The following is a 16,004-nucleotide window of genomic DNA, read 5'->3' as shown; positions in this document are numbered from 1 at the left end:
TAGTCACTACTGAAAAAGGAGGAAATATGGCACACGTAATCACAGATGCAACTTTTGAACAAGAAACCAGCCAAGGCCTTGTCCTGATTGACTTTTGGGCAATTTGGTGTGGTCCATGCCGCATGCAAGCTCCAATCTTGGATCAGTTGGCAGAAGAAGTACATGAAGATGATTTGAAAATCTGTAAGATGGATGTCGATGAAAATCCAAATACAGCTCGTCAATTCGGTATCATGTCGATCCCAACTCTTCTATTTAAAAAAGATGGACAAGTTGTCAAACAAGTGGCTGGAGTTCATACGAAAGCCCAATTGAAAGAAATCATTGCAGAATTGAGCTAAAAAGAAGACTCGTTTTCCAAACTGGAAAACGAGTTTTTTTTTGCTCTTTATTTCTTTCAAATAGACGCGATACCCGTTGACAGCGCTTTCTTATAATGCTAAAATGAAGCTGTATTTCCTATAAAAATTTTACAGGAAAAAATTCTCCTAGGAACAGGTAGATCCTAGGAGAAAATCACATTTATTGGTTATTGGCCCTCTGTATCTTGGGCTACCCAGACGCTGACAGAGCGTTCTGCCACTGGGAATTCGGCAGTACCGTCTTCTTGAACTTGGACAGTTTCGCTACAATTTTCAAGGACATCATAGTAGGTAAGACCAGCGTATGTTGAGCCGATCTCCATAACTTTTGTAGCAGTTTGATTATTGGAAATCAAGCAGGCAATCGGTGCTGCTTCTTCTGTACCTGAGCGTGTCCAACCGATGCAATTAGGATCATCGAAGTAGTCCGTTTGTTCCCCGTAGGCCAGATCTTTACGAACCCGTAAGAGACGATCAAGGACCTCTTGGAAACTTTCTTGCGCAAATTTGCCCTTGATACCGTAGTAGTCTCCATAGAAGACACAAGGCAAACCAGCTTCACGAAGTAAGATCAAGGCATAGGCTGCAGGCTTAAACCATTCTTCAATGGTAGATTCCAAGGCTTGCCCTCGTTGGGTATCATGGTTGTCCACAAAGGTTACGGCTTCTTCAGGATGATTCAGCGCTAGTGTTCCGTCAAAAATAGTTCGAAGGTCGAAATTTTCACCCTCTTGACTAGCTCGGAAGAGATTTTGGTGGAGGGCTACGTCGACCAGGTCATACAGGTAATCAATGCTTTCCAAGTACTCATCGTTGGTTTCTGTGTCCCCATTCCAAAATTCACCAAAGACGTAGAAATCTTCACCATACTTTTGGGTAATATTGTGGATGAAATTCTTCATAAAGAAGGAGTCGATGTGTTTGACCGCATCCAGACGGAATCCCTCAACCCCTGTCGTTTCGATAAACCATTCAGCCCATTGGTCGAGATTTTCTACAACCTCGGGATGTTTGAAATCGATATCGGCGTACATGAGGTAATCGTAGTTTCCGTTTTCCTTGTCTACCAGATCTCCATGGGCCCAACCTTTGTTGTCCCCTTGGATTTGGTAGATCCCATTCTTATTACGTGAAGCATCGTAGTCAGTGCCGGTGAAGTGGTACCAATGCCAGTGGAAGTCATTATAGGCGCCATTTCGGCCATCAAAGGTGAATTTGGTCCATCCTTGAATGGTGAAGGGCTCAGTGAGAACCTTGTTTCGATCCATCGGATCGACCTCAACGACCTCGAATTCCTCTAAGCCATCAGCGGCAGCTTTATGGTTGAGAACGACATCGGCCATTGGTTGAATCCCTGCATCTTTGAGGGCTTGAATGGCTTGAAGATAATCGTCTTTGAAGCCATATTTGGTACGAACCGTTCCTTTTTGGTCAAACTCGCCCAAATCAAAGAGGTCATAGACCCCGTAACCAACATCATTGTTAGAAGTAGCTTTAAAGGCAGGTGGCATCCAGACCTTGCGAATACCCAAGTCTGCTAGGTGTTGCGCATCTTCAGCAAGACGCGTCCAGTGGTTCCCATCAGCAGGCAAATACCACTCAAAATATTGCATTAAGGTTTGATTTTCCATTTTTATTTCTTCTTTCATGTGAATGTCCTTATTTTACCAAAAATAGTTGGATAGGACAAACGTTTGCACTGGAAACAAGCCCTTCCTAGAAAAAAATCGCATACATGAAAGAAATGAAGAAAGTATATAAAATAATAGAGTCAGAATGGTAGTGCTATCTGCCAGGACTGACTTTGAAAATGGTGAAAGGAGACCATTTTATGAAAAAAACAACTCTTGTTTCTCTACTCGTTGCAGGTTTACTGATTAGTCCTGCTGTACTCGCCCAGCATGTGCAAGCAGATCAAGTAAGCGGCACAACTACTGAGGAGACGGTGACTCCTCCAGCGATAAGATCTGAAGTTACTGAAACAGTGAGCTCAACACAAGGAGACAATAAAGAAACCGTACAGCCTGCAAAAGCGGAAGAGGCGCTCGTCTCTACCCAACCAACCACTCTACCAACTTCCCCGACACCTGAGCGACATGAAGAACCTGCTGTAAGTCCAGCGGTAGTGAGCGCCCCAACTGTTGAGTCCACTCTAGCCAATCAGTCAAGCCCTGCGCCTGCGACGCCTGCCGTTCGCAGTCAAGAGGTGAGTGCGACTCCAAAAGTAACCCAAGGGGATTTGGCTAAAATTACTGGTGCGACTGTAACCGACCAGGATCGTGAAAAAGAAGTTACGGTGACGGAGGCAGTCAATCAACTCTTGAACTGGGCTTCGACCAAGGAAAACCAAGTCGGATCTACTGATAAAGACCGATTAGCTTTTGCTAAGAGCCTTGGGATGGTCAAGGAAGGAGTGGAGGGTTCTGCTCCAGTTACTAATCTTACTTCGATGGTTGATGTAGCCAAACAGCTCCGTGCTGCTTACCGCGCAGACAAGAAGACTCCTCTGTTTTTGAATGGCAAAGCACAACCTATTTTCCCATTTACGCCAGGAGACGATCCGGAGCATTACTCCTATGACAAGAGTGACATCGTTCGCTATATTGTCTATGTGGAAACCGATTATGATACGGATGGCGACGGCAAGCCTGACTTGGTTAAGACTTTTGTGCAGGTGCCAAAAGCTGCTGTCAATGGGGACTATAAAGCTGCGACCATTTTTGAAGCTAGTCCTTATGTAACAGGAACAACAGAAGAGCGTACCTTAGAGGGAATTGGTCTCAAAGAAGGTGGAAACTTCGATATGGCCAAGCTCTATGAAAAACCTGCCAAACGCCAAGCAACCAAGACCGTTACGACTGAGGAAGTGGCCAAGGCTACCAATCCAAAGGATTGGTACTATGTCAATCCGCGTGAAAGCTCTGAAGACTATACGCATTATGATTACGAAAATCTCAACTGGTACAATTATTTCTTAGTCCGTGGTTATGCAGTGGTGACCAGCAGTGGCTTGGGCTCAAAAGGATCAGACGGGATCAATACGACCGGCTCTGACCTTGAAGTTGCAGCATACAAAAATATCGTGGAGTGGCTCAATGGCAAACGCAAAGCCTACTCAGATAAGACTAGTAACCATGAAGTCAAGGCAGACTGGTCCAACGGAAATGTCGCCATGACAGGTTTGTCTTGGGCAGGTACGACAACATTTGGTGTGGCTTCTACTGGTGTTGAAGGTCTCAAGACCATTGTGCCGGCTGCAGGGATTGCTAGTTGGTACGACCATTTCAACAGCCAAGGATCTCCTCTGGATACAGGAGCTTCCAATGACCTATCTTGGCTATCTGTCTATACCTCAGGCCGAATCCTTGATAAGGAAGATTGGGATAAGGTCAAGGATTACTATGCAGCCTATATCACCAAGCTTAATGAGCTCCAACACAAGGATGGTCATAATTACAACGAAGAATATGCCAAACGCGACTACACGCTAAACGCAGCCAACTTGAAAGCGGCTCCTCTCATCATTCAAGGTCTCAATGATGACAATGTCAAACCCAAACATTTTGAACTCATGTTAGAAGCCTATAAAAAGGCGGGGATCGATGCCAAGGTCTTGCTCCACCAGGGCAATCACGTTTATCCATCTACTCGTTGGTCAGGAACCGAAGTCGCAGGTCAAGCCTTTAATGACCTGATGAATCTCTGGTATAGCCATTACCTCTATGGTATTGAAAATGGGATTGAAAACCTTCCACAAGTAACAGCTCAGGACAATTTGGATCCAAGCAAGTGGCGTCGTTTTGATAAATGGGATACCAACAATGCCATCTCCGCTCGAATTTATTCCAAACGGGAGGATGTGACAGTGACTGGGGATTACTATGGTACGGGAAATAACTGGACCACACGCAACCAAGATGCGGCCTTCCATTCCTCAGAAGTAGCGGCTTCCTATGTAGCACCAGTTGATCAAGATGTCACCATCAAAGGCCATATTCCTGTACATTTTAGCGCCGCATTTGTCAAGGGAGACAAAAACCATGCCCATGTCAGTGCGACCCTGATGGATGTTTCAGACGAAGACTTTGATGTGGTCAAAGAAGAAATCACCTATGATAAAGACGGTTATAGCACACGCACATTAGACAAGGAAACCATCGATGAGACAGGCTACTGGAATGGTAGCAACCTTGAAACCTTGCCTCTCAAACGTTACAAGACCCACAAGGTTAAGAGTGTGGTGATTGCGCGTGGTTGGATGAATTTGGCTAATCCAGCATCTCGCTATGACTCAGCAAGTTCTAGTCATTCTATTGATCTGAAAGAAAACGAATATCATGATTACACCATGTATCTGCAACCAAATCTCTATACAGTGAAAAAAGGCCATCGACTGGTTTTGAGTTTGCACACCTATGATCCGGATTACATCTATTTTGCAGATCCTTATGAAGTGACCTTCAAGACAGATTCTATTTCTGCAACGATTCCAATCGTAGAAAACAGTCGGTCTCTCTTGTTCCGTTATCAACCAAGTGAAAAAGATACAGAGTATGCCACAATGGCAGATCGGATCTTGCCAATTGCAACCATTCAACCAAAAGTAGATCCTGAACAAGACCCAAGTCCAGTAGATCAAGCAGAAAAACCAATTGTTCCAAGTAATCCAATGACTCCAACCAATCCAGCTGCTTCTGAAATTCCTCAAAAACCAAGCCACGGTCGGGATCTGATGGACTTCCGTAAGGAACAAAAAGAAGAAACTGCACAAGAATTGGCTCAAAGAGCTGATAAAGATAAAATAGAAGCGTCAAGCCAACCAAGCCTTCCAAAAACAGGTCAAGCAACAAGCTCTTGGACTCTCTTTGGCTTCCTAGGACTCATGCTCACCAGCCTGTTGTCACTTGGCAAAGCTCACAAAGATGAATAATAGAAAAGAAGGATGGAGAAAAGTGAAAACCACCAATAGAGAGAGCATCGAAACGATTTTTACTGAAGCCTTGGCGATTCCAAGCTTTACCAACACTGAGACCGAGCAAGGAATCGAAGCCTACCTGGATCAACGGATTGGCCAGATCCCCTATTTCAAGGACCATCCGGACCATTTTGGGCGCTATCAGGTGCCACAGGATCACTTGCATCGGTCGGTCAATTGGGCCTTGGTTGATAAGGGAAAGAAAAAAACAGTTATCCTTTTCCACCACCATGATACAGTCGATCTAGAAGACTATGGAAATTTGTCGGAAATCGCACTCGATTCTGATCAAGTAGCAGAAGCCTTGAAAGGACTGGACAGTCGACCTGATATGCAGGAAGATTTAGCTTCTGGAGAATGGAAATTTGGCAGAGGATCTTGCGATATGAAAGCAGCATTGGCCCTTCAATTGGGGGTACTGGAAGCCTATGCAGCAGATCCTACAGAAGGTCAGGTCAATCTGCTCTATCTCTCTGTTGGAGACGAGGAATCCTATTCACGTGGGATGCGGGGAGCTTTGGGCCTCCTCACAGATTTGCAGGAAACCTTTGATCTGAATTATGTATTAGCAGTGGATTCAGAACCCTTTGAATCAGAGGTAGGAAAAGAAAAGGTCCTTCACATCGGCACAGTTGGTAAACTCATGCCAGTCGTTGTGGCGCAAGGCGTTTTGTCTCATATGAAGGAGCCCCTTAAAGGGATCAATGCCTTGTCGCTCTTAGTAGCCATCGCAAGTCAGCTGGATCTTCATCCCGATCTGGCAGATCAGGCCTTGGGAGAAACGTCCCCCCTTCCTTCTTGGTCCTATCTCAGAGATTTGAAGGAGCAGTACGATGTATCGACCGTGCTTTATGCGGCTGGCTATTTCAGTGTGTTGCATTTGAAGAAAACACCTCAAGAGCTCCTACAGCGGATTTATGAGCTTAGTCAGGAGTCCTTGGACGCCTTTTACAAGAAGTACGAGTACTTGCAGGATCAGGCTGGCCAAGACCATATTATTGCAAAGCCAAGAGTCATCACCTATCAAGAACTAGAGGAACGTTGCCAAGCCTTAGAGGGCTACCAAGACTATAGAGAAGCTTCTAATAAAAAAGCGGAGCAAGATTTTCGTAATGGGACCAGCTACCAGAGCCTTGCGATTCAGCAAATCCAGCGACTCCTTGAGTTTCTAGGAGATAAGGATCCTATGGTGGTCATCGGTTTTGCGCCCCCCTATTATCCTTCCATGAATTGCCGCTTTTTGGACAATACCGATCTCAATATCGTGTCCCTCATCACTGATTACCGCGAGTATCTGGACACAAGAGGTTACCTCTTAAAAGTCGAAGAATACTTTATGGGGATTAACGACACCAGTTATTGTGCCTTGGAAAAGGATGTGGCTTCTTATCAAGTCGTCCTAGATAGCCTAGCCACACCAGCCCAGGTCTATGATCTGGATCTGGAAAAAATTGCTCAAATTCAGGTTCCAGCGGTCAATCTAGGCCCTTGGGGCAAAGAATTGCATAAGCGAGGAGAGCGGGTCTACAAAGAAGACTTCTTGGAGACCATTCCAAACTATCTGCTAGAATTGCTCTACCATTTCGATGATCGCTTATCAACAGAATAAGAAAAACGGTCCCAATGAGGATCAATTAGGGAGTTAACATGATTACATTTCACGGAGTTACCAAAGATTACGATGGGCATATTGCCCTCAACCACTTGGATCTGACCATCGAAGATGGGCAAATTGTCGGCCTGATTGGCCACAACGGAGCTGGAAAGTCAACGACGATTAAGAGCCTGGTCAGTGTCATCACCCCAACCACTGGATCCATTGAAGTAGATGGTCAGGACCTCTATAGCCATCGACTGGCGATCAAAAAGAAGATCGGTTATGTGGCAGATTCGCCAGATCTTTTCTTGCGTCTCACAGCCAATGAATTCTGGGAGTTGGTTGCGACCTCTTATGATATGAGTCAGAAAGACTGTGATCAACGATTAGAGGAGCTTCTTAGGATCTTTGATTTTCAGAGCCACCGCTATGAAGTGATTGAATCCTTTTCACATGGGATGCGCCAGAAGGTCTTTGTTATTGCAGCCCTCTTGTCAGATCCAGATATCTGGGTCTTGGACGAACCGATGACCGGTTTGGATCCACAAGCTTCTTACGATTTAAAACAAATGATGCGCCAGCATGCGGATCGCGGCAAGACGGTCATTTTCTCTACTCACGTCTTAGAAGTGGCCGAACAACTCTGTGATAAAATCGCCATTCTCAAAAAGGGAAATCTCATTTTCTATGGGACGATCGAGGAATTAAAGGGCCAGCACCCCGAACAAAGTCTGGAAAGTATCTATCTCAGTCTAGCGGGTCGGAAGGAAGAAGGTGGCGATCATGCGTCTTAAGATTATCCAGCAACTGGTCAATGTTAATATCATCTATGCCAGTCAGCCCGCTCAGATCGCAAAATTACGTGCCAAACAGGCAAAAAAACCGGACGTCAAACTCAATGTTGCCCGTAAATCGGTGTTCAACTATCTCTTTTTAGGCCTGGTCTATTTCCTCATATTTGGCTTGCTCTTTAGTATCTATGATTTTGTCCATCAACCAGCCTTCTTTGTCAATATGGTCGCCCTCTTTTCCTTGATGACCATTTCCCAAGGCTTTATGAGTTTTTACAATGTCTTTTATGAAAGCAAGGACCTGCAGTTTTACCGGCCCTATGCCTTCTCAGATGCAGAAGTCATAGCAGGAAAGAGCATCTCGGTCATCCTGACCCTCCTCATGGCTATCCTTCCCTTGGTCAGCTATTTTCTGATCCTGCCTGTGCAAGCAGGCGGCTTCAATCCGTTAGGGATCCTGCTAGGCCTCTTTTGTGCCTTAATTCTCTTAGGCGTTCTCTTTTTAGCGACGATATTACTAGCTCATTTGATCACCAAGACCTTGTTTTTCAAAAAACACACGACCCTGGTCTCTAACATCATGGTCGGAATTGGTTCTCTTCTGAGTCTAGGAGCTTATCTCTATCTGAATCTAGTTCAGACCCATCGGGTAGAAGTGACGGGGGGCGCAGATATTCCCATTCTATTTCCACCTTTTACGGCCTTTCATCAGTTCATCCTCCATCCTTTTGATGGAGAAGCAATCCTTGGCCTTCTGGGCTGGATCCTGGTCCTTCTGGTCTTGATTGGCCTGGTTCGCAAAATCGTGATCCCACAGTTCTATGATGCAGCCCTTGCAGTTGCGACCAACCAAACCGTTAAGGAACGCGTGAGAGTGCTCCATGTGGGTCAGAAAGACTCCTTTAGACGATTTGTCATTCAGTATCATCGCAGACTCTTGAGCGATGGAACCCTTATGGTGCAAGTCCTCTTGATGATGAGTATTCTGCCATATATTTTCCTCCTCAGTGGAGCAGCAGGAGCATCGAAAAATATAGGAGGCCTCAGTCCTTACTTGACGCCCCAGTATCTGGTGCCACTAACCCTTGTTGCCATCTTGATCGGTGTTTTCAATAGTTTTGGAGGCTTGACCAGTATCGGTATTTCGCTAGAGCGTGAAAACTTTGAGTACTTGAGATCCCTCCCTATTGATTTCAAACGCTATCTCTTTATGAAGTTTTGGTTGCTCTATCTGGTGCAATCCATCCTTCCTGTCATTCTTCTAGTTGGCGTTTGTCTCTATTTTTGCGTCCATCCCTTGGCTATCCTAGCCATGTTGCTGATCTGGGTTGTAACGACTATTCCGATTTGCATCCGAGACTATGTCAAAGATTTTCAGAACTTTAGCACCAATTGGACCAATATCACGGAGTTGATGACCCGCCATCGTGGGAATGCAGTTCTTCAGTCTATTCTCTTGATTGTCTTTCTCTTTGTGATGTTTCTCTTGATTATTATCAGCTTCATTTGGACTTATCATTCCGTCAGCACCCTACTGGCTGTGATCCTTTATAGTATCATACTGCTGATTGGAGCTGGAATCAGCTATACCATCTACCGCAAAAAAATCCGTACCCTCTACCAAGAGATCGGAGAATAAAAAGAGAGAGTGGGACAGAAATCGGTAATTCGTTAGAATTCGATTTCGTCGTCCCACCTCCGCACAGTTGAGTAGGGCTGTAAAGCTGATGAAATCAGCGTAGTAGAGCCCACTCAACCACTGCGTCTTGCTCGACAATCCAAAAACAATTGAGAGGCTAGGACTTTTGTCCTAGCCTCTTTTTAGTGGTAACTTAAATTTCATAGCCCATGAGGAGGCCGCCTTCTTCGGCGTAGAAACTACAAAGTCCAGAAGTAGGAAGGACTTCAATCATTGCATGGGCAAATTTTTCTCGAACCAATGCAGAGAATTGCTCGATAAATTTTTCATTGTTGCGGTGAGCGATGGTGATATGACCGCCAGCATAACCCGCCTTGATTAATTCATCAAAAGCAGCCTTGATCGCTTTCTTTTGGCCACGAGCTTTTTGAAGCAACTCAAGAGTACCGGTCTTACTAGCTTCGCCGACCATACGGATATTGAGGAGTCCGACAACAGTCCCGATCAATTTGCTGAGACGCCCATTTTTTACCAGATTATCAACCTTGGCCAAAACAAAGAGCAACTTCGTCTTAGACTGGTAGGTCGTGATCACATCGACTACTTGATCAAAATCGAGGCCTTCAGCGACCAACTGATTGAGCTTGCGAACGATCAGGTCCACCTCACCCCCAGCTGATAAGCTGTTAATCACGTGAATATTGGTATTCGGATGCTCTTCCAGATAAATCTTCTTGGCCACCTCTGCGCTGTTGTAGCTACCTGAAAGGGTTCCAGTGATGGTCACAACGACGATATTTTCAGCCCCTTCAAAAGACTTCATGTAGTCATCAGGACTCGGACAGGCAGACTTAGAAGCAGTCGTAGTCGCATACATCTCCTCCATCATCTGATCGATATTGAGCTGGGCATCATCTGTATAGATGGTATCACCCACTTGGATGGTCAATGGGACACTGACAAACTCCGTGTCCGGTGCCAGATTGTCCAAAGAGCGGTAGTCACAGCCTGAATCCGCAATAATTTTCCATTTCATCAGTTCATACCTCATAATTGTATAAAAATGTACATTGACAAGTAGTATGTCTTCTTTTACAATTATATCATGAAGAGCAATGCTATCCAAGCAGATATCATCAGGTGAGACAGATAGAAAGTAAATGTTATGGCAGAAAGAAAAATATCTGAGAAATCCTTGGAAAATCTCAAACGATTTAACCAAGAAAACAATGCGATTACACGAGAATCCATCGAAATCTCTCTCCTGCAATTGTTGGAGAAAAAGGATCTGAAAAAGATCACTATCTCTGAGCTGGTTCAGCGTGCAGGTGTCTCTCGCGCAGCCTTTTACCGAAATTATGACTCCAAGGAAGAGATTCTAGAGTCTATCTTTCAATCTAGTATCTCAAAGATTACCAAGTCTTTAGATGGCTACAACCTCAAGACAGATCTCTACCAAGTCTGGGTCTACCTCTTTAAGGAAGTCAAGAAAGAAGCCAAGATCATCAGTCTAGCCATTGACTACAATTTCGAACGGCTCTTGACCAAGGCTGTTTATGATTTTTTAGAAAAAAGAAATGGCAGCTCCTCGAATGGCGCTGGCAGCTACCTCAATTCCTTCTGGAGCTCAGCTATCGTATCTGTCATCTCCAAATGGATCAAGGATGGCATGAAGATTCCCGCTGAGAAGATCGCTACGTTAGGCCTACCCCTCTTTCCACAAAAGAAAAAGTAAACACCACCGAGAGGTGGTTTTTTTCTTGCAACTATTTCCAACTAGTGAGGAAGTTGCCCCAGTCGAAAAATTTCGGTATCATGGTAGGAGTTAACTACGAGCGTGGAGGTTGAAATGAAACGAGTGAAAAAGAAAGTAGTAGGATTGCTAGTCCTTTTAGTAAGTATAGGATCTTTCTACTTGTTGAAGCAAGTTCAAAAGCATGGAAAAACGAGTCAGCAAGAAACCAAGCAGAAATATATCAATGCGAAAACTCAGAAACCTACAATTCATCTTTTTGAGGATAATAAATTTGTATTTATTGCGCAAAAAGATGGGATAGGTGGGATAGCATTCGGTCAAGATTATATTTCGGTTTTGGATGTCCATCAAAAAGAGATCAATCAAAGTATGATTGATAGAGAGAAAAATGGCTCACCTAAAATTGCAAAAGATGAGTATTTTAATATTATTTCTTATGATTTGAATGCTGCTGGCTTCCCAAGTAAAAAGACAGAACTATATCAATTATTAGGGAAAAAAGAGTATCGAGGCGCATACGATATCAATCAGTATTATGCAGATAACAAGGATTATATACCGGTAACTTTGTATAAAGTTGGAAATAATGATAGTAGAAAAATCATAGTTGATATTTCGAATCAAAAAATTGAAGATCTTGAAAATTTTGAGGATTATGGGAAATCAACTTTTTCTGTCGCTGAGCAGGAATTGTCAAAGGGGAATGTATATAATAACATTCGACAAGCTATGCAAGAGAAGTACCATTTGAAATTCACAGCTGGTTATATTGATACCTTACTTTCAAAAGAAGATCGTGAAAAGATAGATATTTCCAATACAAATTTTGCACAAGACTATCCGGAAATGGCTAAGGATATAAAGAATTTAGCTCGTTTATATATGAGACCTAAACAGTACTCAACCAAAGAGTGGTTTGATACAGTTCTTCATTGGTTTGCACCAAAGGGGCAGGATGTGTTAGAGGTCTATGCGACGGATCCAAAGACTGGTGAGAAAACACAAATAAAATCCTACGATGAACTGCAGGTTTGGTCTGCTAATCATCCAGAGTAGAAAGGGTAAGAAATATTATGAAAAGAAAAAGTTACGTTGAAAATATTAAAAATAAAAATGAGTAAACAAATGGAACTAAAATTTAAAAATTCAAATATGACCTGTTTTCAGATTGTCCAGATAGATCAAGAATCGAAAAAGTATATCATGGATACGAGTACAATGAGTCCTAAGAGTTACTACTGGGGAATTAAAACAGATACGATTACAGTGGATATGGTGGAGATCGAAAAGAATAACAATCATTTCGAAATTAAGCCTACAACACCTGTCAGTACGACAATGGCAGCCATCATTGTCCAACCAATTGTCAAAGTTGGTTATGATGTTCTAAAGCGGCTTTTTATTCAAAACAATCTTAGTGAGCAAGTGTTATTAAAGTTATTGCTCTTTGCAATTTCAATGCTGATTTCTTATTTTGCCATTCTGATTTCATTAAAGGTGGCCCATAAAAAAGCTGATAAATGGATTCCTAAAAACAGCCGTAAATACACAGTTACCTTTACAACTATTAAGAAAAGTAACGGAGGAGTATATCCTTTAGTTGGAGCAATTTTCAGTTGTTTACTTTTCTTTATTGGTTTGAATAATGGAACAGAAGGAGCTTTTTTGGTAATCAATGGAATCGTATCCTTATTCTTTTTCATGTTTACTCTAGGAAGTTACCCAATTGCTTATCCCTACAAGCAAGGTCAAATTGTTCTTGAAAAAATAGAAGAACAGTAGAAGTTTTGTGATATCGTAGAAGTTACTTAATTGGCAAATACCATTAATTCAGAAAGTGATGAAATAAAATAAATGGAAGTTGATTTTAGAGCCTTGGATGTCTATTATTTTGGCATCCTTGAAATGAATGGAAAAAGGTATGTTTTAGATTCAAATTCTATGACATCTAAACGTTACTATTGGGGATTTGCTCCTAAGGAGTTCAAGTTGGATATCATAGAGTTAGAGGATTCAAATAGAAACTTTGACAAAAAGATTAAAATGGCTCCAGAAGGTAGACGTTCGATAGCGATAAGTATTAGTGTTGCACTTAGTTCGGCTCTATATAGAATAGGGGCTGGAATTTTTAGATATTATAGCATTAGTCAGAATCTCTATTTAAAAATCTTGTTATTTTTAATTTCAATTCTGGTAGCTTTTGTCATTTATAGGGGAATCCTTTGGAAATCTCGAAAGGAAATTGCCAGACGACTCACACCCAATCGTCCAAAGTATAAGATTGTCTTTCGAAATGTAAAGAAGCAGCGACAATTTCATGCTTATCTTTTTCTTATTCCAATTTTTATTGTGTTTGGATTCTATATGAATACTCATGATGGAACGGAAGCTTGTTTTCTTTATATCAATGGCATGTTGGCTTATCTTTGTATTTGGATAGAGTCAGGTAGTATTCTATTTGAATATGCCTATAGAAAGAGGCGTGTTGAATTTGAGAGACTAGAAGCAGTGGATGAGGATCAATCTGCTTACAAGGAGAATTAGAAGGAACTATGCATGCTAAAAAAAGCAAAAATAGAACAATTATCAAAAATCAATCTTCGTTACCGGATTTTACAAATGGATGGTGAGTCATATTTAGTCGATGCTGATCGTCCATTTCTCATCAGCTATTTCTTTCCATGGATTTTAAGCTTCATCCCTCATCTAGCCTATCCTTTAACTAAGGAAGAAGTGCAGTCTCTAGCTCCTTCGGATCTTTCTAAATCTCTCAATAAAAAAGATACTAAGAAGAAAGGTCTTGCTTCAGCTTTCGGTGGGGGTGCAACTGCCATGCTTTTGTCCAAAGCCTTTCCTATTGAAAAGTATCTCTATTTTTCTTCGCATGTGCTAAATCTGGGGATCTTGCTTCTAGTATATAGCCTTGTAATAGGGATTCGTATATGGATAAGCATTCGGAAACCGATGACCAACATTGTGAATAGCAACCACTCTATAAAGATATACCTCGTCACAAATGATAGAAAGCATCGATTATTATCAATGATGGCTCCAACTTTTTTTGCTGGGTTGGTTGTATTTTCATCCTGTGCAATATTTAGTAATATTGCTCCAAACTTTATCCTTCATATAGTTTTGTTGTTATTTTTATCGATCTTCATGTTTTCAGGTAATGTGCTATTTTTTTCACCAGTGGTGGATTACAAAGTGAAAATTAAATCACCTAGAAAGGATCTGTTTAAATCGTGAAAATGACAAAGAAAAAAATGATGCTAGCCTTACTGGTTTTGCTCTCGCTCATTGGTGGTATTTGGCTCTATGTGCGTTTTTCAACTGAGAGTTATTATAAACAATTTACTGATTATAGTGGAAAAGCGAAAATTGATGACTATGAGATGATTGCGGATGGTGCGGGCATTATTACTCACTGGAAATCAACTGATCCTAAGGAAGATCGGTTGATGAGGGAATATGGGTCTTATTATTATTTTGATCCTATCAGAGTCGGTTCAAAGCAAATTTTGCATATGAATGTGAAATTTAGAGAAAATTTTTACTATCGTACAACTCCTCCAGAAAAGGATGAATATTGGACTGTTAGTGTCTATAAGGTTAATGGAGAACGATTGAAAGAAGAGAAAGAGATTGATTTGTTTAAAGTTGTTGAACAGTTCGATCCGGATTATATTCCTACAGAATTAGGCTCAGTGTATTCATGGAATGGACGTGAGTTAGTTTCCTTACAAATTCGCAGTACCAAAGATAACTCAGTTCGAAAAATGATGTACTTGAATCTAGATACTCGTAAACTGGAAAGAAATGAGACCTTAGAGAATGATCACCAAAGAAAACCGATTCCAGATTTCAATGTACCAATTAATCGTGAGAAGAGCAGTATTGAAGAATTGAAATTTTTTAAAAATTGGTTTTCGATTGATCCCAAGGATCTCTCAAAAACGCAATTTAAGAAGTCTTCGAAGGTCTATAAACTCTTAAATCAAAAAGATACGAAAGTCATAGTAATAAAACCCCAGAATAGTGCGGATCAATATGCAAGAAGTATTGCTGTATTTGAACTCTTTATGAAGAAAGGTGTGAATCTCTATCAAGATGTCACAATTCCAGCTGAGGTATCTAAAGATGGACAAGTCCATACAACACAGGCTAAAGAAGAATTTGATCAATATTACGATGTGGAAAAGGCTCGTAAGGTGTATAATGAGACTGATTGAAGTAAGAAACTACAAAGGACAAGAACGATGATCGAAGAACGAATCCAACCTGCTAAGCAGTATGTTAAAACCTTATTTGCTGATCGAGCGGATGGCCATGATGTAGAGCATACCCTCCGCGTCTATACCAATGCGATGAGAATCGCACAAGCAGAAGGCCCATGTGATCTGGAGATAGTGGGCTTGTCAGCTCTTCTTCACGATGCTGATGATGATAAATTGTTTCAAACAGAGAATAATGCGAATGCTCGCATGTTTCTAGAAGAGATCGGTATTCCTCAAGACCAAATCGACCAGATTTGTCGGGTCATCAATGCTGTTTCTTTCAGCAAAAATCGTGGGAAACATCCAGAAACCTTAGAAGGCAAGATTGTCCAGGATGCAGACCGCCTGGATGCGATAGGAGCTGTAGGAATTGCGCGAACTTTTTCCTATGGTGGCCACAAAGGGAGGCCCCTCACTGATACCGTCCAACATTTCCATGACAAGTTGCTCCTCTTGAAAGATGAGATGAACACGGAGACTGCTAAGCAAATAGCAGAAAGTCGCCATCAATTTTTAATCACCTTTCTAAAAGAACTAGAGAAGGAACTCTAACAAAAGAGGCTGGGACAAAAGTCCTAGCCTCTCAATTATTTTTGGATTGTCGAGC

At 42.1% G+C, this 16,004-nt stretch carries 14 protein-coding genes; 12 read left to right on the top strand and 2 right to left on the bottom strand.

Going from position 1 to position 16,004, the window contains the following annotated elements:
- Positions 1–26 precede the first annotated feature (26 nt).
- The gene (trxA, locus tag O3605_RS05980) at positions 27–341 is read left to right on the top strand and encodes a thioredoxin (protein ID WP_371585533.1); all 315 of its coding nucleotides are present in this window, start codon (positions 27–29) and stop codon (positions 339–341) included.
- A gap of 188 nt (positions 342–529) precedes the next feature.
- Here trxA and O3605_RS05975 read toward each other — a convergent pair whose 3' ends face one another.
- Positions 530–2,011, bottom strand: a complete 1,482-nt coding sequence (locus O3605_RS05975) for an alpha-amylase (protein WP_371473637.1) — start codon at positions 2,009–2,011, stop codon at positions 530–532.
- A 182-nt stretch (positions 2,012–2,193) separates the two neighbouring features.
- Here O3605_RS05975 and O3605_RS05970 point away from each other — a divergent pair, with 182 nt between their 5' ends.
- The 4 genes from O3605_RS05970 to O3605_RS05955 are packed head-to-tail and all read left to right on the top strand — an operon-like array spanning position 2,194 to position 9,364.
- Positions 2,194–5,292 carry a CocE/NonD family hydrolase gene (locus O3605_RS05970; protein WP_371585531.1) on the top strand — a complete coding sequence of 1,033 codons (3,099 nt, stop codon included), beginning with the start codon at positions 2,194–2,196 and terminating at the stop codon, positions 5,290–5,292.
- 22 nt (positions 5,293–5,314) lie between these two features.
- Positions 5,315–6,946: a M20/M25/M40 family metallo-hydrolase gene (locus O3605_RS05965; RefSeq protein ID WP_371585529.1), complete on the top strand. Its 1,632-nt coding sequence runs from the start codon at positions 5,315–5,317 to the stop codon at positions 6,944–6,946.
- 38 nt (positions 6,947–6,984) lie between these two features.
- Positions 6,985–7,728: an ABC transporter ATP-binding protein gene (locus O3605_RS05960; RefSeq protein ID WP_003010968.1), complete on the top strand. Its 744-nt coding sequence runs from the start codon at positions 6,985–6,987 to the stop codon at positions 7,726–7,728.
- Positions 7,718–9,364 (top strand): hypothetical protein, encoded by a 1,647-nt coding sequence (locus tag O3605_RS05955; RefSeq protein WP_371585526.1) that lies wholly within the window; start codon positions 7,718–7,720, stop codon positions 9,362–9,364. The genes O3605_RS05960 and O3605_RS05955 overlap by 11 nt, the downstream gene beginning before the upstream one ends.
- 193 nt (positions 9,365–9,557) lie before the next feature.
- Here the strand turns inward: O3605_RS05955 and O3605_RS05950 are convergent, their stop codons facing one another.
- Positions 9,558–10,400, bottom strand: a complete 843-nt coding sequence (locus O3605_RS05950; protein WP_049498226.1) for a DegV family protein — start codon at positions 10,398–10,400, stop codon at positions 9,558–9,560.
- A gap of 129 nt (positions 10,401–10,529) precedes the next feature.
- Here O3605_RS05950 and O3605_RS05945 point away from each other — a divergent pair, with 129 nt between their 5' ends.
- The 7 genes from O3605_RS05945 to O3605_RS05915 all read left to right on the top strand — a co-directional run bounded on the left by O3605_RS05945 (position 10,530) and on the right by O3605_RS05915 (position 15,949).
- Positions 10,530–11,099, top strand: a complete 570-nt coding sequence (locus O3605_RS05945; protein ID WP_371585524.1) for a TetR/AcrR family transcriptional regulator — start codon at positions 10,530–10,532, stop codon at positions 11,097–11,099.
- A 114-nt stretch (positions 11,100–11,213) separates the two neighbouring features.
- A complete protein-coding gene (locus O3605_RS05940; RefSeq protein ID WP_342983370.1) occupies positions 11,214–12,176 on the top strand; it encodes a hypothetical protein in 963 nt (320 codons plus the stop codon).
- Between the two features lie 69 nt (positions 12,177–12,245).
- Positions 12,246–12,902 (top strand): DUF443 domain-containing protein, encoded by a 657-nt coding sequence (locus O3605_RS05935; RefSeq protein ID WP_080978992.1) that lies wholly within the window; start codon positions 12,246–12,248, stop codon positions 12,900–12,902.
- A gap of 72 nt (positions 12,903–12,974) precedes the next feature.
- The gene (locus O3605_RS05930; RefSeq protein WP_049498228.1) at positions 12,975–13,664 is read left to right on the top strand and encodes a DUF443 domain-containing protein; all 690 of its coding nucleotides are present in this window, start codon (positions 12,975–12,977) and stop codon (positions 13,662–13,664) included.
- Between the two features lie 12 nt (positions 13,665–13,676).
- On the top strand, positions 13,677–14,369 hold the full coding sequence (locus tag O3605_RS05925) for a DUF443 family protein (RefSeq protein WP_049498229.1): 693 nt from the start codon (positions 13,677–13,679) through the stop codon (positions 14,367–14,369).
- A gap of 2 nt (positions 14,370–14,371) precedes the next feature.
- On the top strand, positions 14,372–15,352 hold the full coding sequence (locus O3605_RS05920) for a hypothetical protein (protein ID WP_350007285.1): 981 nt from the start codon (positions 14,372–14,374) through the stop codon (positions 15,350–15,352).
- 27 nt (positions 15,353–15,379) lie between these two features.
- Complete coding sequence (locus O3605_RS05915) at positions 15,380–15,949, top strand: HD domain-containing protein (RefSeq protein ID WP_350007286.1); 570 nt, start codon at positions 15,380–15,382, stop codon at positions 15,947–15,949.
- Positions 15,950–16,004 lie beyond the last annotated feature (55 nt).

The organism is Streptococcus sp. 27098_8_99 (assembly GCF_041431935.1).
In the GTDB taxonomy this organism is placed as follows: domain Bacteria; phylum Bacillota; class Bacilli; order Lactobacillales; family Streptococcaceae; genus Streptococcus; species Streptococcus parasanguinis_D.
This window is presented reverse-complemented; position numbering and strand designations above follow the sequence as displayed.